15 protein-coding genes are annotated in these 18,772 nt (G+C 58.0%); 12 read left to right on the forward strand and 3 right to left on the reverse strand.

What is annotated here, in order from left to right; genetic code table 11:
• Nucleotides 1–30: 30 nt before the first annotated feature.
• The 4 genes from DBY66_RS15910 (at nucleotide 31) to speB (ending at nucleotide 5,942) form a co-directional block, all read left to right on the forward strand.
• Nucleotides 31–1,482 (forward strand): TolC family outer membrane protein, encoded by a 1,452-nt coding sequence (locus DBY66_RS15910; protein WP_108570056.1) that lies wholly within the window; start codon nucleotides 31–33, stop codon nucleotides 1,480–1,482.
• Nucleotides 1,479–3,656, forward strand: a complete 2,178-nt coding sequence (locus DBY66_RS15915; protein WP_108570055.1) for a type I secretion system permease/ATPase — start codon at nucleotides 1,479–1,481, stop codon at nucleotides 3,654–3,656. The genes DBY66_RS15910 and DBY66_RS15915 overlap by 4 nt, the downstream gene beginning before the upstream one ends.
• On the forward strand, nucleotides 3,653–4,876 hold the full coding sequence (locus DBY66_RS15920; RefSeq protein ID WP_108570054.1) for an HlyD family type I secretion periplasmic adaptor subunit: 1,224 nt from the start codon (nucleotides 3,653–3,655) through the stop codon (nucleotides 4,874–4,876). Before DBY66_RS15915 ends, DBY66_RS15920 begins: the two co-directional genes overlap by 4 nt.
• A gap of 145 nt (nucleotides 4,877–5,021) precedes the next feature.
• A complete protein-coding gene (speB, locus tag DBY66_RS15925; protein WP_108570053.1) occupies nucleotides 5,022–5,942 on the forward strand; it encodes an agmatinase in 921 nt (306 codons plus the stop codon).
• A 45-nt stretch (nucleotides 5,943–5,987) separates the two neighbouring features.
• Here the strand turns inward: speB and DBY66_RS15930 are convergent, their stop codons facing one another.
• On the reverse strand, nucleotides 5,988–6,743 hold the full coding sequence (locus DBY66_RS15930) for a M48 family metallopeptidase (protein ID WP_108570052.1): 756 nt from the start codon (nucleotides 6,741–6,743) through the stop codon (nucleotides 5,988–5,990).
• Between the two features lie 272 nt (nucleotides 6,744–7,015).
• Between DBY66_RS15930 and tkt the strand changes: the two genes are divergently transcribed.
• From tkt to DBY66_RS15965, 7 genes are all read left to right on the forward strand, one after another.
• Complete coding sequence (gene tkt / locus DBY66_RS15935; RefSeq protein WP_108570051.1) at nucleotides 7,016–9,007, forward strand: transketolase; 1,992 nt, start codon at nucleotides 7,016–7,018, stop codon at nucleotides 9,005–9,007.
• A 353-nt stretch (nucleotides 9,008–9,360) separates the two neighbouring features.
• Nucleotides 9,361–10,380, forward strand: a complete 1,020-nt coding sequence (gene epd / locus DBY66_RS15940; protein ID WP_039380059.1) for an erythrose-4-phosphate dehydrogenase — start codon at nucleotides 9,361–9,363, stop codon at nucleotides 10,378–10,380.
• Nucleotides 10,381–10,431: 51 nt separating this feature from the next.
• Nucleotides 10,432–11,595, forward strand: coding sequence for a phosphoglycerate kinase (pgk, locus tag DBY66_RS15945; RefSeq protein WP_094111522.1), 1,164 nt, complete (start codon nucleotides 10,432–10,434; stop codon nucleotides 11,593–11,595).
• Nucleotides 11,596–11,697: 102 nt separating this feature from the next.
• A complete protein-coding gene (fbaA, locus tag DBY66_RS15950) occupies nucleotides 11,698–12,777 on the forward strand; it encodes a class II fructose-bisphosphate aldolase (protein ID WP_039380055.1) in 1,080 nt (359 codons plus the stop codon).
• Between the two features lie 308 nt (nucleotides 12,778–13,085).
• A complete protein-coding gene (gene mscS / locus DBY66_RS15955) occupies nucleotides 13,086–13,967 on the forward strand; it encodes a small-conductance mechanosensitive channel MscS (protein WP_039380053.1) in 882 nt (293 codons plus the stop codon).
• Nucleotides 13,968–14,098: 131 nt separating this feature from the next.
• Nucleotides 14,099–14,719 carry an arginine exporter ArgO gene (argO, locus tag DBY66_RS15960; protein ID WP_108570050.1) on the forward strand — a complete coding sequence of 207 codons (621 nt, stop codon included), beginning with the start codon at nucleotides 14,099–14,101 and terminating at the stop codon, nucleotides 14,717–14,719.
• Between the two features lie 76 nt (nucleotides 14,720–14,795).
• On the forward strand, nucleotides 14,796–15,494 hold the full coding sequence (locus DBY66_RS15965) for a transcriptional regulator (protein ID WP_108570049.1): 699 nt from the start codon (nucleotides 14,796–14,798) through the stop codon (nucleotides 15,492–15,494).
• On the opposite strand, the gene DBY66_RS15970 is transcribed toward DBY66_RS15965, so the two are convergent.
• Entirely contained in the window at nucleotides 15,478–16,791 is a 1,314-nt protein-coding gene (locus tag DBY66_RS15970) for an MFS transporter (RefSeq protein WP_108570048.1), read from the reverse strand. The two genes, DBY66_RS15965 and DBY66_RS15970, sit on opposite strands and share 17 nt — an antisense overlap.
• Nucleotides 16,792–17,005: 214 nt before the next feature.
• Between DBY66_RS15970 and DBY66_RS15975 the strand changes: the two genes are divergently transcribed.
• Nucleotides 17,006–17,740, forward strand: coding sequence for an oxidative stress defense protein (locus DBY66_RS15975; protein ID WP_108570047.1), 735 nt, complete (start codon nucleotides 17,006–17,008; stop codon nucleotides 17,738–17,740).
• A gap of 39 nt (nucleotides 17,741–17,779) precedes the next feature.
• Here DBY66_RS15975 and DBY66_RS15980 read toward each other — a convergent pair whose 3' ends face one another.
• Nucleotides 17,780–18,685, reverse strand: coding sequence for a LysR family transcriptional regulator ArgP (locus DBY66_RS15980; RefSeq protein ID WP_108570046.1), 906 nt, complete (start codon nucleotides 18,683–18,685; stop codon nucleotides 17,780–17,782).
• Nucleotides 18,686–18,772: the final 87 nt, after the last annotated feature.

Here is an 18,772-nt window from a genome sequence, read left to right on the forward strand (position 1 = left end):
CCTTTCTCTATTCTGACTGGTGGATAATCGATGGATCTGATGCAATCCGGCGCACCTTTTCGCCGTTCCTCTCTGCCCGCCGCAGTAAGCGCGGGCTTTCTGTTGTTTTACAGTGCGCATCTTAGTGCCGCCAGTGAGACGCTGATACGCGCTGGATCTATTACGCAAAGCGAGCTGGTTCAGCAGCAGGAGCTGCCGTCGCTCGCGGGCGAAGTCGCCGAACCGGCGCTGGGCAGCGTGCCGGAGACCCTGACAATTGAGCAGGCGGTGCAGCGTGCGGTGCAGTGGCATCCTGATATCGCGCAGGCGATTGGCACCATGCTGGAGCAGGCGAATCAGGTCGATGTGGCAAAAGCAAAATATTATCCGCAAATCAGTGCGGGCATGAACAATGGCTATAGCAACAGTTACAGCGGCAGCGGCTTCAGCCCCTCATTTGTGCTGTCGGTGTCGCAGATGCTTTATGACTTTGGCAAAGTCAGCAGCTCGGTGCGCTCTGCCGAGGCGGGCGTGGCGCAGGAGCAGGCAAACGTGCTGGTGAGTATCGATAGCGTGGCGCACGATACCGCAGCGGCACTGGTTCAGGTGCAGGGCTATCAGCAGCTGGTAAAGATTGCCCGCGATCAGCTCAGCGCCCTGAGCCGGATTGGCGTACTGGCGCGGCAGCGTAATGAGGAGGGCGCGGCCTCGCTCTCCGACGCGACCCAGACCGATGCGCGTATTGAAGGCGCGCGCACCACCCTGACGCAGTATCAGGCGAGCCTTAACCGCTGGCGCGCAACCTTAGCCACCTATCTGGGCTGGCCGCTGGTAAAGCAGGTCAGCGACCAGTTTCCCGCAACGCTGACCCGCGGCTGCGCCAGTGGCAAAGCGGATGACAAAACCAATCCGGCGGTGCTGGCCGCGTGGGCGCAGGCTAATCAGGCGCAGGCCAAACTTGATAACGCCAGCGCGCAGAACCTGCCGACTATCTCGCTGGAACCGCAGGTTACCCACTATCTCAACGATCGCTACGCCGGCAGTCAGTCGCTGGACCGCACGCAGTACTCTGCCTTTGTCAAAGTCGAGATGCCGCTTTATCAGGGCGGCGGGATCACCGCCGCGCGCGACGCTGCCGCCAGCGCGCTGCAGGCGGCAAACGCAGCGGTAAATTCCGCACGGCTGAAGGCGCGTCAGCAGCTGAGCGAATCGCAGAATGAGGCGCTCAGCCTGTCGCAGAGTCTGGCGATCATGGGGCGCCAGCAGGCGCTGGGCGAGAAAACCCGCCAGCTCTATCAGGATCAGTATCTGCAGCTTGGTACGCGCCCGCTGCTGGACGTACTCAATGCCGAACAGGAGGTGTGGCAGACCCGCTTTACGCTACAGCAGACCGTAAGCCAGCTGCGATCGCTGCAGCTCGACTGCCTCTACAGCACCGGACAGATCCGTTCAGCCTTTACGCTTAATAACCAGCGCATCCAGACCGTGGAGATTCAGCCATGACCCAATTACCGATTCCGGACGCGCCTGAGGGCCAGTCCGCCAGCGGCGGCGAGCTGCCGCTTAACGGCTGGGCCACGGCCATTATTCAGATCGCCACCCACTACCGGCTGCCCTGTTCGCCGGGCATGATCATGGCAGCAGCGGAGTGGCAGGGCAAACAGACGCGCGATAAAGCGCTGCGCCATCTGGCACGTCAGGCGGGGCTGTCGCTGCAGCTGTTTGCAGAGGAGAGCCGGGAGATCACGCGCTGGCGCCTGCCGCTGGCAGTAGAGCTGGATGATGGCCAGGTCGGCGTGGTGACGGCGTTTGATGGTGATGACCGCGTTCGGGTGCACTTTTCCGGCGATGAACAGCCGACGCCGGTGATGCTCACCGATCTGCTGCCCGCCCTCCGCGTGGTGGCCGCGCTGCGACCGGTGGCGGCGGCGAAAGATAGCCGGGTCGATCGCTATCTCGCCACCGTTCGCCCCGACTGGCTGCGGCGGCTGGTGCTGCACGATCTGCGTCCCTACGGCTATGTGATGCTGGCGTCCTTCTTGATCAATCTGCTGGCGCTGGTAGGGATTGTGTTTTCGATGCAGGTCTATGACCGGGTGATCCCGGCGCAATCTTATCCCACGCTCTATGTCCTCTATGCTGGCGTGATCATTTCGGTGGTATTTACCTATATTCTGCGCGTGGGCCGCGATCACGTCACCGATCTGCTGGGCAAGCGCGCCGATATGCGCGTCTCCGATCGGGTGTTTGGTCATGCGCTGCGGCTGCGCAACAGCGTGGTGCCGCGCTCTACCGGCACTTTTATCTCCCAGCTGCGTGAACTGGAGGCGATCCGGGAAATGGTGACCTCAACCACCGTGACGGCGATTGTCGATATGCCATTTTTCCTGCTGTTTCTGCTGGTTATGGCGATTATCGCGCCACAGCTGGCGTGGATCGCCCCGGTGGCGGTGCTGCTGATGGTGTTGCCGGGCCTGCTCAGCCAGAAAAAACTGGCGAAGCTGGCGCAGCAGGCGCTGAAAGAGTCCACGCTGCGTAACGCAGTGCTGGTGGAGAGCGTACAGGGGCTGGAGGATATCAAGCTGATGCAGGCGGAAGATCGCTTTCTGCAACAGTGGAACAGTTATATCCGTATTACTGCGCAGTCAGGCGTCGCGATGCGTAAGGTGATGCACTCGCTCATTAGCTGGGGCGTAACGGTGCAGGGGCTGGTTTACGCCAGCGTCATTGTGGTGGGCGCGCCGATGGTGATCAACGGCGATATCACCACCGGGGCGATTGTCGCGGCGTCGCTGCTCTCCTCGCGCATGATTGCGCCGATGGCAACGCTGTGCGGCGTACTGGCGCGCTGGCAGCAGGTCAGGGCGGCGAAAACCAGCCTCGACGGCCTGATGAACCTGCCGGTAGAGAACAGCAGCGATGAGACGCGTATTCACTGTCCGGTGCTGTTTGGCCACTATCAGTTCACCGACGCCATGTTTCGCTACTACAGCGACTCGCTGACCATGGCGCTGCGCATTAAATCCCTGACCATACAGCCTGGGGAGCGTATTGCGGTGCTGGGCCGCAACGGCTCCGGTAAATCCACGCTGCTGCAGGCGATGGCGGGCGGCATGGATCTGGTGAGCGGTGAGCTGCGGCTTGATAACCTCAGCCTGCCGCACATTGACGTGGCCGACGTGCGGCGCAACGTCGGGCTGCTGACGCAAAACGCGCGTCTGTTTCACGGTACGCTGCGTGAAAACCTGACGCTCGGCGCGGCGCACGCTACCGACGACGCCATCTTCTCTGCGCTGACGGTGAGCGGCGGAGCAGAATTTATTCGCCGCCTGCCGCTGGGGCTGGATCACCCGGTCATGGAGGGGGGCACCGGCCTCTCCGGCGGGCAGCGGCAGTCGCTGCTGCTGGCGCGCATGCTGCTGCGCGATCCCAATATCGTGCTGCTGGATGAACCCACCGCCGCGCTCGACGATCACACGGAGAAAGAGTTTATTGAGCGCCTCGGCGCATGGCTGAACGGCCGCACGCTGATCGTGGCGACGCATCGCGCCGCGATTCTGTCGCTGGTGGATCGGATACTGGTGCTGAAAGAGGGACAGCTGGTCATGGACAGTCCGAAAGAGAAAGCGCTGCCGCCAGCGCGCAGCGGCGGAAATCTGCCGGAGGTGAACGCATGAAGCAGCTGCCGGCAAAACTGCGGCTGGTCACGGCTGCTGAAACAGATGCGTCAGACGATCTGCTGGGTGAACTGAAATCGGAAACGCACTACAGCGGGGCGGTGCGGCTGATTGTTATCAGCGCCGCGCTGATGCTGGTCGCGCTGATCTGGGCGTGGTTTGGCGTGCTGGATGAAGTCTCAACCGGAACCGGCAAGGTAATCCCCAGCTCGCGCGAGCAGGTGCTGCAGTCGCTGGAGGGCGGCATTCTGACGGAGCTGTACGTGCATGAGGGCGATCAGGTGCAGGCGGGTGAGGTGGTGGCGCGTCTCGATCCGACCCGTTCCCAGTCAAGCGTGGGTGAAAGCGCGGCACGCTATCGCGCCGCGCTGGCGGCGGCGTCACGCCTGCGGGCAGAGGTTAACGACACCCGGCTGACCTTTCCGGATGAGCTTAGCGGCTGGCCCGATCTGATCGCGGCAGAAACCCGTCTCTATAATACTAAGCGGGCACAGCTCAACGACGCGACGAAGCAGTTTAAGGCGTCGCTGGCGCTGGCTAACCGCGAGCTGGCGATTACGCAGCGGCTGGCAAAGAGCGGGGCAGCCAGTAACGTGGAGGTGCTGCGCCTGCAGCGTGAAAAATCCGATCTGGAGCTGAAGCTGACCGATATGCGTTCGCAATATTATGTTCAGGCGCGTGAAGAGCTGGCCAAAGCGAGCGCGGAAGCGGACAGCCTCGCGGAAGTGATTAAAGGGCGCGAAGATACGGTGACGCGACTGACGATCCGCGCCCCGATGCGCGGCATTGTCAAAAATATCAAAGTCTCCACGGTCGGCGGCGTGGTGCCGCCCAACGGCGAGCTGATGAACATTGTCCCGCTCAACGACCGGCTGCTGGTGGAGGCGCGCCTGTCGCCGCGCGATATCGCCTTTATCCATCCGGGGCAGCGCGCGGTGGTGAAGATCTCCGCCTACGATTACGCCATCTATGGCGGTCTCAATGGCGTAGTAGAGAGCATCTCACCTGACACTATCCAGGATGAGGTGAAACCAGAGATCTACTACTATCGGGTATTTATCCGCACCGATAACGACTATGTGCAGAACAAAGCGGGCCGGCGCTTTTCTATCACGCCCGGCATGGTCTCCACGGTGGATATCAAAACCGGAGAGAAAACCGTGATGGATTATCTGGTTAAGCCGTTCAATAAAGCTGAAGAGGCGATGCGCGAGCGCTAAGCGGATGAGGATTGCAGGGGGAGTATATTCCCGGCGATAATCACGCCATCAATCCCTTCCTCGTCGGGCCTAACGACGCGGAAGGGATTTTTTTATATCTGACCCAAAACCAGGCCGGTGCTGCCTGACGTAAAGAGGATGAATTATGTATAACACCCTGGGCAATCAGTATGACAACTCCCTGGTTTCCAACGCCTTTGGCTTCATGCGTTTTCCGCTCAACTTCCAGCCGTATGACAGCGATGCTGAGTGGGTGATCACCGGTATACCGTTTGACGCCGCGACGTCGGGCCGTCCGGGCAGCCGTCTGGGGCCGGGCGCGATTCGTCAGATCTCCACTAACCTGGCGTGGGAAGGGTGCCGCTGGCCGTGGGAGTTTGATCTGCGTCAGCGCCTGAATGTCGTGGACTGCGGTGACCTGGTTTACGCATTTGGCGACTCGCAGGATCTCTCAGACAAACTGCAGGCGCATGCGGAAAAACTGCTGGCCAGCGGCAAGCGCATGCTGACCTTTGGCGGTGACCACTACATTACGCTGCCGCTGCTGCGCGCTCACGCGAAGCATTTCGGCAAAATGGCGCTGGTGCATTTTGATGCGCATACCGACACCTACTCTAACGGCCCGACGTTTGACCACGGCACCATGTTTTTCACTGCGCCAAAAGAGGGGCTGATCGATCCGCAGCACTCGGTGCAGATCGGTATTCGTACTGAATTTGATAAGAGTCTGGGCTTTAACGTGCTGGACGCGGCGCAGGTTAACGATCGCAGCGTGGATGATATTCTGGCCGAGGTGAAGCGCACCGTGGGCGACCTGCCGGTCTACCTGACGTTTGATATCGACTGCCTCGATCCGGCGCACGCGCCAGGCACCGGTACGCCAGTGATTGGCGGCCTGAGCAGCGACAAAGCGACCAAACTGGTGCGCGGTCTGCAGGGAATGAATATTGTCGGCATGGATCTGGTTGAGGTGGCGCCAGGCTACGATCACGCCGATCTCACCGCGCTGGCGGCGGCTACGCTGGCGCTGGATATGCTGCACGTGCAGGCAGCGAACAAAGGCTGATAGTGGCAGCCCTTCTCCCGGCGGGAGGAGGGCTGCAGCAGGTGCTTATTTGCCGTCTGCGGCGATACGATCGCGGATATGCTGCGCGCGCGCTTCTGAATCAGGATGGGAGTCAAACATTGAACTCTGATGCCCCTGATCCATCTTCGCCAGCTTCTCAAAGCTGGTGGCTAAACCGAGCGGGTTGATGCCGCGCTTTTTCAGCAGATCATATGAGTAGTCATCTGCCTGCGACTCCTGAGTCTGCGAGAACTGCGCGTTAACCAGCTTCTCGCCGATATCGCCCAGCTGCGACTGCGACAGCGAACCAATAATACCGCCGACCGAGGCGGCAGCACCGCGTGCGGCTTCGGTGGCAAAGGCAACCTGCATCGCTTTGCGCGTGTGGCCCAGCGCGACGTGACCCATCTCATGGCCCAGTACGCCTTCCACTTCATTATCGGTCATCATATCCATTAGGCCGCTGTAAACGCGGATGCAGCCGTTGGCCATCGCCCAGGCGTTGACATCTTTGGTGACGTACACCTTATAGTTCGCCGGCGTGCCGTTGATATTGTCGCCCAGCGCGGCAGCGATCTTATTCAGACGCTGCTGATAGCTGCTGTTTGCCGCCGCGACCTGATTGTCTTTATCCATTTGTGCACAGGACTGGTCACTCAGCTGTTTTACCTGCGCATCACTGAGCGAATAGGCCTGATAGGCCTGCGCGCCCGACTGCAGCAGCGCGTTGTTATCAAACCCCTGACAGCCGCTCAGTAGCGCTGCCATTCCGATTGCCGTAACCGTAGCCCGGATTTTCATATCATCATCCTTTAAGTAACTCGTCGTAAAAACAGACACCTGAAAGCAGGCCAGATGTATAAACCCGATGTTTATAGCGCGCCCGTTTCGCGGTTGCTAGCAGACGCGGCTTAAAATGCAATCGCAGCCATGATAATTAGCACGCGGATGCATGTACTTTTGTGCCGATTTTCATGTACATTGATGGGCGACTTCTTTCACGCTTCGCCTTATAACTGATTAATTACAATACGTTAAGCGCGGCGGAGCCTTAATCCGATCTGGAGTAGAACATGCCCTCTCGTAAAGAGCTTGCCAACGCCATTCGTGCGTTAAGTATGGACGCAGTACAGAAAGCTAAATCGGGACACCCGGGTGCCCCGATGGGCATGGCGGATATCGCTGAAGTGCTGTGGCGCGACTTCCTGAACCACAACCCGGTTAACCCGCAGTGGGCTGACCGCGACCGCTTCGTGCTCTCGAACGGGCATGGCTCTATGCTGATCTACAGCCTGCTGCACCTTGCCGGCTACGATCTGCCAATGAGCGAGCTGCAGAACTTCCGCCAGCTGCACTCTAAAACCCCAGGTCACCCGGAATATGGCTACACGCCAGGCGTGGAAACCACAACCGGCCCGCTGGGTCAGGGTATCGCCAACGCCGTGGGCTTTGCGATCGCCGAGCGCACGCTGGCCGCACAGTTCAACCGTCCGGGTCATGATATCGTAGACCACCATACCTATGTTTTCATGGGTGACGGCTGCATGATGGAAGGGATTTCGCACGAAGTCTGCTCTATTGCCGGTACGCTGAAGCTGGGCAAGCTGGTCGCGTTCTATGACGACAACGGTATCTCCATTGATGGTCACGTTGATGGCTGGTTCTCCGACGACACCGCAGCACGTTTTGAAGCCTACGGCTGGCATGTTGTGCGCGGCGTGGATGGTCACGACGCAGAAGCGATCAAACAGGCGGTGGAAGAGGCGAAGCGCGTCTCTGACAAGCCGTCACTGCTGATGTGTAAAACCGTTATCGGTTTCGGTTCACCTAACAAAGCGGGCACGCACGATTCACACGGCGCGCCGCTGGGCGACGATGAAATTGCGCTGACGCGCAAGCAGCTGGGCTGGAGCCACGCGCCGTTTGAGATCCCGGCCGATATCTATGCGCAGTGGGATGCCAGAGAGGCGGGCCAGGCGAAAGAGTCAGCGTGGAATGAGAAATTTGCAGCTTATAAGGCGGCTTTCCCGGCGCTGGCTGAAGAGTTTACACGTCGCGTTAACAATGAGCTGCCGGCTAACTGGCAGGCGGAGTCGCAGCAGTTTATTGAGCAGCTGCAGGCGAACCCGGCTAAAATCGCCAGCCGTAAAGCCTCGCAGAATGCGATTGAAGCTTTTGGCAAGCTGCTGCCGGAGTTCCTCGGTGGTTCTGCCGATCTGGCACCCAGCAATCTGACTATGTGGTCCGGTTCTAAACCGATCAATGAAGGCGCAGCGGGTAACTATATCCATTACGGCGTGCGTGAGTTTGGTATGACCGCGATTGCCAACGGCCTTGCGCTGCACGGCGGTTTCCTGCCTTATACCGCGACCTTCCTGATGTTTGTTGAGTATGCCCGCAACGCAGCGCGTATGGCGGCGCTGATGAAGATCCGTCAGATCATGGTTTATACCCACGACTCTATCGGTCTGGGTGAAGATGGCCCGACGCACCAGCCGGTTGAGCAGATGGCCAGCCTGCGTACGACGCCAAACATGAGCCTGTGGCGTCCCTGTGACCAGGTTGAGTCTGCTGTCGCGTGGAAATATGCCATTGAGCGCGTCGATGGCCCGTCAGCGCTGATCTTCTCCCGCCAGAACCTGGCGCAGCAGGATCGTACCGCTGAGCAGCTGGCAAACGTGGTACGCGGTGGCTATGTGCTGAAAGATTGCAACGGCACGCCGGAACTGATCCTGATCGCTACCGGCTCTGAAGTTGAGCTGGCGGTAGCTGCCGCTGACAAACTCAGCAGCGAAGGCCGCAATGTGCGCGTGGTCTCCATGCCATCAACGGATGCGTTTGATAAGCAGGATGCCGCCTACCGTGAAGCGGTGCTGCCGAAAGCGGTTGGCGCACGCGTTGCCATTGAAGCGGGTATTGCCGATTACTGGTTTAAATATACCGGCCTGCACGGTGCGGTCGTGGGTATGACCTCATTTGGTGAATCTGCACCGGCAGAGCTGCTGTTTAAAGAGTTCGGCTTTACCGTTGAGAATGTGGTTAATACCGCAAAATCTATTCTGTAATCCGGAGTCGCCTTAAAGGGCGGGTTACCAGATCAGATATTGTGAACCACAGGGTGCGCATTGATGCGCGCCCTGTTTTATTTTCTTCGCCTTCTCCACCTGAAACGTTTCAATTATTCCTGCAGTAATCGATTAATCGCTGCATTTTTGTGACGCAGATCCAATAATCATCACCATCCTTGATCGCAATCATTCCGGTTATTCCTCGCATGCTTTATTCTGGCTGAACCGTTTCAGTTAGCAGGATATCTCTCAGCAATGCTCCAGGCGCTGCGTAAGAATTACCTGTACAAAATGGCATGAAACGCTCAAGGTATCTGGCACATTTCAGAGGTGCAGTTGCAGGAAAAGCGATGACCATTCGTATTGCTATCAATGGCTTTGGTCGTATCGGGCGCAATGTGTTGCGTGCGCTCTATGAAACGGGACGCCGGGCGGAAATTACAGTTGTGGCGATTAACGAGCTGGCAGACGCCGCCGGTATGGCGCATCTGCTGAAGTACGATACCAGCCACGGTCGCTTCGCCTTCGACGTGCGGCAGGAGCGCGATCTGCTGTGGGTAGGGGAGGACACTATCCGCATCCTGCATCAGGCTGAGATCGGCACGCTGCCGTGGCAGCAGCTGGATGTTGATGTGGTGCTGGATTGCACCGGCGTTTACGGCAGCCGCGCCGACGGTGAGGCGCATCTGCAGGCGGGCGCCAGAAAAGTCCTGTTTTCGCATCCGGGCGGCAACGATCTGGATGCAACCGTGGTGTTCGGCGTAAACGAACAGGCTCTTAAACAAACTGACCGCATTGTGTCTAACGCATCCTGTACCACCAACTGCATTATTCCGGTGATCAAGCTGCTGGATGATGCCTTTGGGATCGAGTCCGGCACTGTGACCACGATCCACTCAGCCATGCACGATCAGCAGGTGATCGACGCCTATCACAGCGATCTGCGCCGCACCCGGGCAGCGAGTCAGTCGATCATTCCGGTCGATACGCGGCTGGCTGCCGGCATCACCCGCATTTTTCCGAAATTCAACGATCGCTTCGAAGCGATAGCGGTGCGCGTACCCACTATCAACGTGACGGCGATTGATCTGAGCGTCTCGGTACGGGCGGCGGTAAAGGCGTGTGAGGTCAATGCGCTGCTGCAAAACGCATCAGCAGGGGCATTTCGTGGTATAGTTGACTATACGGAATTACCGTTAGTCTCAGTAGATTTTAACCACGATCCGCACAGTGCCATCGTTGATGGTACGCAGACGCGGGTCAGCGGTCATCACCTGATCAAGACGCTGGTCTGGTGTGACAACGAATGGGGCTTTGCTAACCGGATGATCGATACTACGTTAGCAATGGCCGCAAGCGGTTTCAGGTAAGACGCGGATGGCGTCTGGCAAAACTTACGAGAATCAACGAGAGGATTCACCATGTCTGTAATTAAGATGACCGATCTGGACCTTGCTGGTAAGCGTGTTCTGATCCGTGCCGATCTGAACGTGCCAGTGAAAGAAGGAAAAGTGACATCTGACGCACGTATCCGTGCTTCCCTGCCAACCATCGAAGCGGCACTGAAACAGGGCGCGAAAGTGATGGTTACCTCTCACCTTGGTCGTCCGACCGAAGGTGAATATAACGAAGAGTTCTCGCTGCTGCCGGTTGTTAACTACCTGAAAGAAAAACTGAACGGTACCCAGGTTACGCTGGCGAAAGAGTATCTTGACGGCGTGGAAGTGGGTGCTGGCGAGCTGGTCGTGCTGGAAAACGTGCGTTTTAACAAAGGCGAAAAGAAAGATGACGAGACGCTGGCGAAGAAGTATGCCGCGCTGTGTGACGTCTTTGTGATGGATGCGTTTGGTACCGCGCACCGCGCGCAGGCTTCGACTCACGGCGTGGGCAAGTTTGCGCCAGTCGCCTGCGCAGGCCCGCTGCTCTCTGCTGAGCTGGAAGCGCTGGGTAAAGTCATGAGCAACCCGGAGCGTCCGCTGGTTGCCGTAGTCGGCGGTTCAAAAGTATCGACTAAATTTGATGTGCTGCAGTCGCTGGTAAAAATTGCGGATACCGTGATTGTGGGCGGCGGCATCGCCAACACCTTTGTGGCTATCGACAACAAGGTCGGTAAATCACTCTATGAGCCGGACTTCGTTGAAGCGGCCAAAGGCCTGCGTGACCAGTACGGTATTCCGGTGCCGACCGATTCCCGCGTAGGCACGGAATTCTCTGAAACTGCACCTTCTACCGTGAAAAAGGTTTCAGAAGTGCAGGATAACGAAGAGATTATGGACTTCGGTGATGAAACCGCACAGAACATGGCGAAGATCCTGAAAGAGGCCAAAACCATTCTGTGGAACGGCCCGGTAGGCGTCTTTGAGTTCCCTAACTTCCGTAAAGGCACCGAAATTGTGGCCAATGCAATTGCCGACAGCGACGCGTTCTCTGTAGCAGGCGGCGGCGACACTCTGGCGGCTATCGATCTGTTCGGTATCGAAGAGAAGATCTCTTACATCTCAACCGGTGGCGGTGCATTCCTGGAGTTCGTGGAAGGCAAAAAGCTGCCTGCGGTGGCGATGCTGGAAGAGCGCGCTAAGCAGTAATTCTGGGGGCAGCGCTCCGGCGCTGCCTTAAAACTGGCCCCGAGCGGGGCAAATAAATCCCATTCCCTTCGGGAATGAACGGTAACGAAACGGGACACAACCATGTCTAAAATTTTTGATTTCGTAAAACCCGGCGTTGTCACTGGTGATGACGTTCAGAAAGTCTTCAAGGTAGCGAAGGAGCACAAATTCGCTCTGCCTGCAGTTAACTGCGTCGGCACGGACTCCATCAACGCGGTACTGGAAGCTGCTGCCAAAGTTAAAGCGCCGGTCATCGTTCAGTTCTCTAACGGCGGTGCTGCATTTATCGCCGGTAAAGGTTTCAAAACCGACAAACCTCAGGGCGCGGCAATTTTCGGCGCTATCGCCGGTGCGCACCATGTGCATCTGATGGCTGAGCAGTATGGTGTGCCGGTTATTCTGCACACTGACCACTGTGCGAAAAAACTGCTGCCGTGGATCGACGGTCTGCTGGATGCCGGTGAAGAGCACTTCAAAAAAACCGGTAAGCCGCTGTTCTCTTCACACATGATCGACCTCTCTGAAGAGTCGCTGGAAGAGAACATCGAAATCTCCAGCAAATATCTGGCGCGTATGGCGAAAATCGACATGACGCTGGAAATCGAACTCGGCTGCACCGGCGGTGAAGAAGATGGCGTGGACAACAGCCATATGGACGCTTCAGCTCTCTACACCCAGCCTGAAGATGTGGATTACGCCTACACCGAGCTGAGCAAAATCAGCCCGCGTTTCACTATCGCCGCCTCTTTCGGCAACGTGCACGGCGTGTACAAGCCAGGCAACGTGAAGCTGACCCCAACCATCCTGCGCGACTCACAGAAATATGTGTGTGAGAAGCATGGTCTGGAACATAACGCGCTGGACTTCGTGTTCCACGGCGGTTCCGGCTCTTCCGCAGCAGAGATTGAAGAGTCAATCAGCTACGGTGTGATCAAAATGAACATCGATACCGATACCCAGTGGGCAACCTGGGACGGTATTCTGCAGTACTACAAATCTAACGAAGCGTACCTGCAGTCGCAGCTGGGCAACCCGAACGGCCCGGATAGCCCGAACAAGAAATACTACGATCCACGCGTCTGGCTGCGTGCAGCACAATCTTCAATGGTTGTGCGCTTAGAGCAGGCGTTCAAAGAGCTGAACGCAGTCGACGTACTGTAAGTCCGCTGCAGTAAAAAGGCCCCATTGGGGCCTTTTTTATGTGCTTTTCACGATGCGGCACCGTACTCTCTTCCCGACAAAACCACACGCCAGCCCGCCATACTTTGCCGCATACGTACCAGCAACCTGCAGGTCTGTGCTGCGCTAATCTGCATCAATTCCGGTACGTTTTTCCCTCAATACAATGTTAAATCAGCTTAATTTTGGCGCTTCATGCTGTTTTTGTTTAACCTTGAAGCCTGGAGTGCCGGAGTCAATCTGGCCGTTTTTGTAATTTCCTGCGGGAAACTCAACAACAGGGCTGACAAATGGAAGATTTAAATGTCGTAAATGGCATTAACAGTGCAGGTGGATGGCTGGTGCGTAACCAGGCGCTGATCCTGAGCTATGCGGTCAATATCGTGGCAGCAATTGCGATTATTATCGTGGGTATGATTATCGCGCGTATTGTTTCAAACGGCGTGAATCGTCTGCTGGTGGCACGCCACATCGATGCGACCGTGGCAGATTTTCTCTCAGCCTTAGTCCGCTATGGCGTTATCGCATTTACTATCATCGCAGCGCTGGGGCGGGTGGGTGTACAGACCGCGTCAGTTATCGCCGTGCTGGGTGCAGCGGGTCTGGCCGTAGGCCTGGCACTGCAGGGCTCGCTCTCTAACCTTGCCGCAGGGGTACTGCTGGTGACTTTCCGTCCATTCCGCACCGGCGAATTTGTTGACCTCGGTGGTGTGATGGGTACCGTTCAGAATGTGCAGATCTTCTCAACCACGCTGAAAAGCGCGGACGGTAAAATGGTGGTGGTGCCGAACGGTAAAATTATCGCCAGCAATATCGTTAACTTCTCCCGTGAGCCGATCCGCCGCAACGAATTTATTATCGGCGTGGCCTACGACGCGGATGTCGATCAGGTAATCGATCTGCTGCGCGAAGTTGTGGAAGCGGATGAGCGCGTGCTGAAAGATATGGGTATTCAGATTGGCCTGAACGAGCTGGCGGCTTCGTCACTGAACTTTGTCGTGCGCTGCTGGAGCAAAAGCGGCGACCTGCAGAACGTTTACTGGGATCTGATGAAAAACTTTAAGCGTACCCTGGATGCGCACGGCATCGGCATCCCTTATCCGCAGATGGATGTGCATCTGCACCAGGTTAAGGGTGAGGCGCAGGAGCAGCCGGTTAACCTGACTAAATAACGTTAGCGTAAGGCACCTGCGGGTGCCTTTCTTATTAACAACGCTAATGACCGATTAAATCTTTCAATTTCCGCTAATACTCTCCGGCCGATATACTGCGTCCATCCTCTTCTCTTTTCAGGTTATTCAACGTGTTATCAATTTATCTGCAGGGGCTGGCGCTGGGCGCTGCACTGATTTTGCCGCTGGGCCCGCAAAACGCCTTTGTTATGAATCAGGGCATCAAGCGCCACTATCATCTGATGACTGCCACGCTCTGTACCCTGAGCGATATTGCGCTGATCTGCGGCGGCATATTTGGCGGCAGCGCGCTGCTGCATCAGTCACCGCTGCTGCTGATGCTGATCACCTGGGCTGGCGTTGCGTTTCTGCTCTGGTATGGCTGGGGAGCGTTACGCAGCGCATGGCGCGGCGGTATTGCGCTGGAGCAGGACAGCGCGCTGAAACAGGGGCGCTGGCGCATCGTCGCCACGATGCTGGCGGTGACCTGGCTCAATCCGCATGTCTATCTGGATACGTTTGTGGTGCTGGGCAGCCTCGGCAGTCAGCTGCCCTCGGCCGATGCCCGCCGCTGGTTCGCGCTGGGCACCGTCAGCGCCTCCGTAATCTGGTTTTATGGTCTGGCGCTGCTGGCGGCCTGGCTGTCGCCCCGGCTGCGCACCGCGCGCGCGCAGCGCATCATCAACCTGCTGGTCGGCAGCGTCATGTGGCTTATCGCTTTCCAGCTGGCGCATCAGGCGCTGACGGATTAAAAAGTAAAACGCGCAGGGGGCATTATTGACGCGACGAGGCTGCTAAGATTGAGTTTTTAGCGCCCGGAGGTGACCGATGTCTTCTCAACCTAACCAGAGCCTGATTGACGGTATCCGCTGCCTGCAGTACCTGGTCTCCAGCGACAGAGCCATTGGCGGGCGTGAGCTGGCGCGTCAGATGGGAATGAACAGCACGCGCGTTAACCGTCTGCTGATGACCATGGCGTCGATCGGCCTCACCGTTCAGGATGAGCAGCGTCGATACCTGCCAGGGCCGGGGGTTCACGCGCTGGCGGCGCAGGCGATTCGGGGTTCCTCGCTGTTTGCGCAGGCGCTGCCGCAGCTGGAGCTCTATGCACCGCCCGATATCGTGGTGGCGCTGGGCGTGCTGTGGGAAGATCAGGTCATCTATATCTGGCACTCAGAGCCCGGTGAACGCACCCGTACCAGTCAGGCGCTGGCCGGATTTCGCATGCTGCCGGCGTGGCAGTCGGTGATTGGCATAGCGCTGCTGGCCGCAGAGCCTGATGTGCAGCTGCAGCCGCGTTTTGCCGCAGCGCAGTGGACGCAGATGGCGCCTCTGCTGGCGCGCAAACGCCAGAGCGATCATCTCATCTGGCAGCGTGATGATGGTGAGATTGGTATGGCACTGCCGATCAATCATAATCGCGCGGCGCTGGCGTTTGCTAAAATCTGGCAGCGGGATGACGAGCATCTGGCGCAGCGGGTGGCGCAGCTGAAAAAGCTGGCGCAGAAGATCACCGGCGAGCAGTAATCTCATCGGGGCGGCCAACGATAAACAGATAGCTGCCGATCCCCACCAGCGCCAGGGCGGCGATGAATATCAGCGCCGGAGCAAAATCACTGCCGTCGATCAGCGCGCCAATTGCAATCGGCACCACAATCGCGGAGAGCGCACCGGTAAAGTTAAACATCCCGCCTGCCAGCCCGACCAGATGACGCGGTGCCAGCGTGGTGACAAAAACCCAGGTAATGGTTGCCAGCCCGTTGCCAAAAAAAGCCAGCGACATAAATAGCACGATCAGCGTGGTGTTATCCGTATAGTTGGCTCCGAGGATAAACAGGGTCATCGTCAGCCCGAGCAGTATCGGCAGCTTGCGCGCTACGCTGGCTGAAACGCCGCGCCGCAGCAGATAATCGGAGATAAATCCCGCCAGCAGTACGCCACAAAACGCCGCCAGATAAGGCAGCGAGGCGACATAGCCGCTTTTAATGAAATCCATATGCCGGTACCGGACCAGATAGGTCGGAAACCACGTCAGAAAGAACCAGAATGTGGCGGAAATAGAAAACTGGCCCAGACAGATGCCCAGCAGTCTGCGGTTGCACAGCATCTGCTGCACGTCACTCAGGCGTAGCGGTGTGCGCCCGGCCGATGCGCTGTCGGGCAGCGCGCCGTTCTCCAGCAGCCAGGCGCGCTCTGCGGCTGATACCCGTTTATGTTCGCCAGGCTCGCGATAGAGCGCAAACCAGACGCCCGCCCACAGAATGCCGGTCAGCCCGGTGATAGCGAACAGCCCGCGCCAGCCAAATGCCGCTTCAATATGAAACAGCAGCGGCGTAACGCAGGCGAGACCCGCGAACTGCGCCGAGGAGTAAATGCCAATGGCGCTGGCACGCTCATGCAGAGGAAACCAGCCTGAAATAATACGGTTATTCGCTGGCATTACCGGCGCTTCAAACGCGCCGACGCCAAGCCGCAGCCCGACCAGCGCCGCCACGCTGCTGGCGCAGACGTGCAGCAGGGTGATTAGCGACCAGCCGATCATCGCCACGCCATACACCATACGCGCACCGAGTCGATCAATCAGCCAGCCCCCCGGGATCTGCAGTGCGGCGTAGATCCAGCCAAACGCAGAAAAAATCAGCCCCATCTGCAGCGGAGTGAGCTGTAACTCAGCGCTCAACGCGGGCGCTGCCACGGCCAGATTAGCGCGATCCATATAGTTGATAATGATGTTCACAAACACCAGCGCCAGCATCAGAAAACGCGTGCGCCCGACGCGCACGCCAGCAGCAGGCGCGCCAGGGCTTGAGGGATCGTGCGCCATGGGCAGGACTCCTGGAAACAGAGAGTATCCATCAAGCGAAACGCACAATGCTGTTTTTAGCAACTCTGTAGTGATAAGTTTGCAGCCGGCAGCAGGTTAAAACGCAGCGCGAACGAACTTTTCTGTCTGCGTAAACTCAGAGCATCACGCATAGTAAAGCGGTAGCGGTTTCGCCATAGTGGCAGCCGGTAACCCGATTTCCAAGGAGGAGTTTGTGAAACTGAAAGCACTGGCGCTGGTCGCCGCAATGAGCACTGGCGCACTGTCGGGCATGGTACAGGCCGGAGAAGTGCCTGAGGGACCGCACGTGGTCACTTCCGGCCAGGCGAGCGTTGATGCGCGTCCCGATATGGCGACGCTCTCAATTATGGTCAGCGTCGCCTCCAAAGAAGCTGCCGATGCTAAAAAACAGGCTGACGCGCGCGTGGCGCAATATTTTGATTTTCTGCAAAAGAGCGGTATCGAAAAGAAAGATATCGATGCGGCTAACCTGAGCACCCAGCCAGAATATGACTACACCAAAGAGGGTAAGTCGGTACTGAAAGGCTACCGCGCGGTACGCCAGGTGGAAGTGACACTGCGTCAGCTGGACAAGCTGAACGATCTGCTGGATGGCGCACTGAAGTCGGGCCTGAACGAAATCCGCACCGTTGAGCTGGGTGTGGCAGACGCAGAAAGCTATAAAGAGCAGGCGCGTAAAGCCGCGATTGCTAACGCGACGCAGCAGGCCAGCGCGCTGGCAGAAGGCTTTAACGCGAAGCTGGGCCCGGTCTACAGCGTTCGCTATCACGTAGCCAACTATCAGCCGATGCCGATGGCGCGCATGTATAAAGCTGCCGCCGCGCCAGCGGATACCACCGCGCAGCAGACGTACGAACAGCAGAGTATTCACTTTGACGATCAGGTCGATGTGGTGTTTGAAATCAAACCGAACGCCACGACGCCCTGATAGCTGACAGCCGCAGCGGCATCTGCCGCTGCGCTATGCTCAGACCGTGACCTCATCCTGACGCAGCACCCGATGCCCGTGAGCAATCAGCGCGTCGGTGACGCTGCGCATCAGGCGACTCTCGGGCGCAAAGCGGTGCCAGTAGAGCATCCGGCGCTGATAGAGTCCCGGCGTCAGATCCACCAGCTCACCCTGCGCCAGTTCGCGCTCAATCTGCAGATGCGGGATCATACAGCAGACCGATCCCTGCCGCGCCAGCTGCACAAACGCCTCTGACGAGTTAACGATATGGCAGGGTACGCTGCCCGGTGACAGATCGAAATTCTGCTGCAAAAACGCCTGATGCATATCATCCAGATGGTCAAAGGCCACCGCCGGCGCCTTCAGCAAAGCTGATCGCGTCACGCCGTTGGGAAAATAGCGGGCGGCAAAATCGGGTGAGGCGCAGAACAGATAGTCGAGCGCTCCCAGCTGATCGACCAGGCAGCTCGGCAGCGGCTGCGGCTGGATACTCACGGCGCCCACCACTTCGCCGCGGCGCAGACGTTCCTGCGTACGCGTTTCATCTTCTACCTGCAGATTCAGCCGCACCGGGGAGTCCGCCAGCACATCTTTCAGCGCCGGCAGCAGCCAGGTAGCCAGACTGTCGGCGTTCACCGCCAGCGAGAGCAGCAGCGGCGTGGTTCCGCTCTGATCGTCACCCAGCCACTCCTCTTCCAGCAGCTCAACCTGATGCAGCAGCGCCAGCAGCTTCTGCCCCTGCTCAGTCGGGCGGGGCGGAACGGTGCGCACCAGCAGCGGCTGACCAAACAGGTTTTCCAGCTGTTTGATACGCTGCGATACGGCTGACTGGGTAATACAAAGCTTCTGTGCGGCGCGTTCAAAGCCGCGCTCGCGAATCACTGCATCCAGCGCCTGAAGCGTACGGTAATCCGGGCGTTTCATTATTGTTCTCTCTCGTTCAGGGTGGAAAGTACTATGCCACAAAATGGCCGCGCTGTGCGGCGGGTGCATTTTTGCGGACTGGCTTCC

The sequence above is a fragment of the Pantoea sp. RIT413 genome (assembly GCF_003057675.2).
Lineage (GTDB): Bacteria > Pseudomonadota > Gammaproteobacteria > Enterobacterales > Enterobacteriaceae > Pantoea > Pantoea eucrina.

Coding starts and splice junctions, on each gene's coding strand:
- DBY66_RS15910 (WP_108570056.1), top strand. CDS start 31: ATGGATCTGATGCAATCCGGCGCACCTTTTCGCCGTTCCTCTCTGCCC.
- DBY66_RS15915 (WP_108570055.1), top strand. CDS start 1,479: ATGACCCAATTACCGATTCCGGACGCGCCTGAGGGCCAGTCCGCCAGC.
- DBY66_RS15920 (WP_108570054.1), top strand. CDS start 3,653: ATGAAGCAGCTGCCGGCAAAACTGCGGCTGGTCACGGCTGCTGAAACA.
- speB (WP_108570053.1), top strand. CDS start 5,022: ATGTATAACACCCTGGGCAATCAGTATGACAACTCCCTGGTTTCCAAC.
- DBY66_RS15930 (WP_108570052.1), bottom strand. CDS start 6,743: ATGAAAATCCGGGCTACGGTTACGGCAATCGGAATGGCAGCGCTACTG.
- tkt (WP_108570051.1), top strand. CDS start 7,016: ATGCCCTCTCGTAAAGAGCTTGCCAACGCCATTCGTGCGTTAAGTATG.
- epd (WP_039380059.1), top strand. CDS start 9,361: ATGACCATTCGTATTGCTATCAATGGCTTTGGTCGTATCGGGCGCAAT.
- pgk (WP_094111522.1), top strand. CDS start 10,432: ATGTCTGTAATTAAGATGACCGATCTGGACCTTGCTGGTAAGCGTGTT.
- fbaA (WP_039380055.1), top strand. CDS start 11,698: ATGTCTAAAATTTTTGATTTCGTAAAACCCGGCGTTGTCACTGGTGAT.
- mscS (WP_039380053.1), top strand. CDS start 13,086: ATGGAAGATTTAAATGTCGTAAATGGCATTAACAGTGCAGGTGGATGG.
- DBY66_RS15965 (WP_108570049.1), top strand. CDS start 14,796: ATGTCTTCTCAACCTAACCAGAGCCTGATTGACGGTATCCGCTGCCTG.
- DBY66_RS15970 (WP_108570048.1), bottom strand. CDS start 16,791: ATGGCGCACGATCCCTCAAGCCCTGGCGCGCCTGCTGCTGGCGTGCGC.
- DBY66_RS15980 (WP_108570046.1), bottom strand. CDS start 18,685: ATGAAACGCCCGGATTACCGTACGCTTCAGGCGCTGGATGCAGTGATT.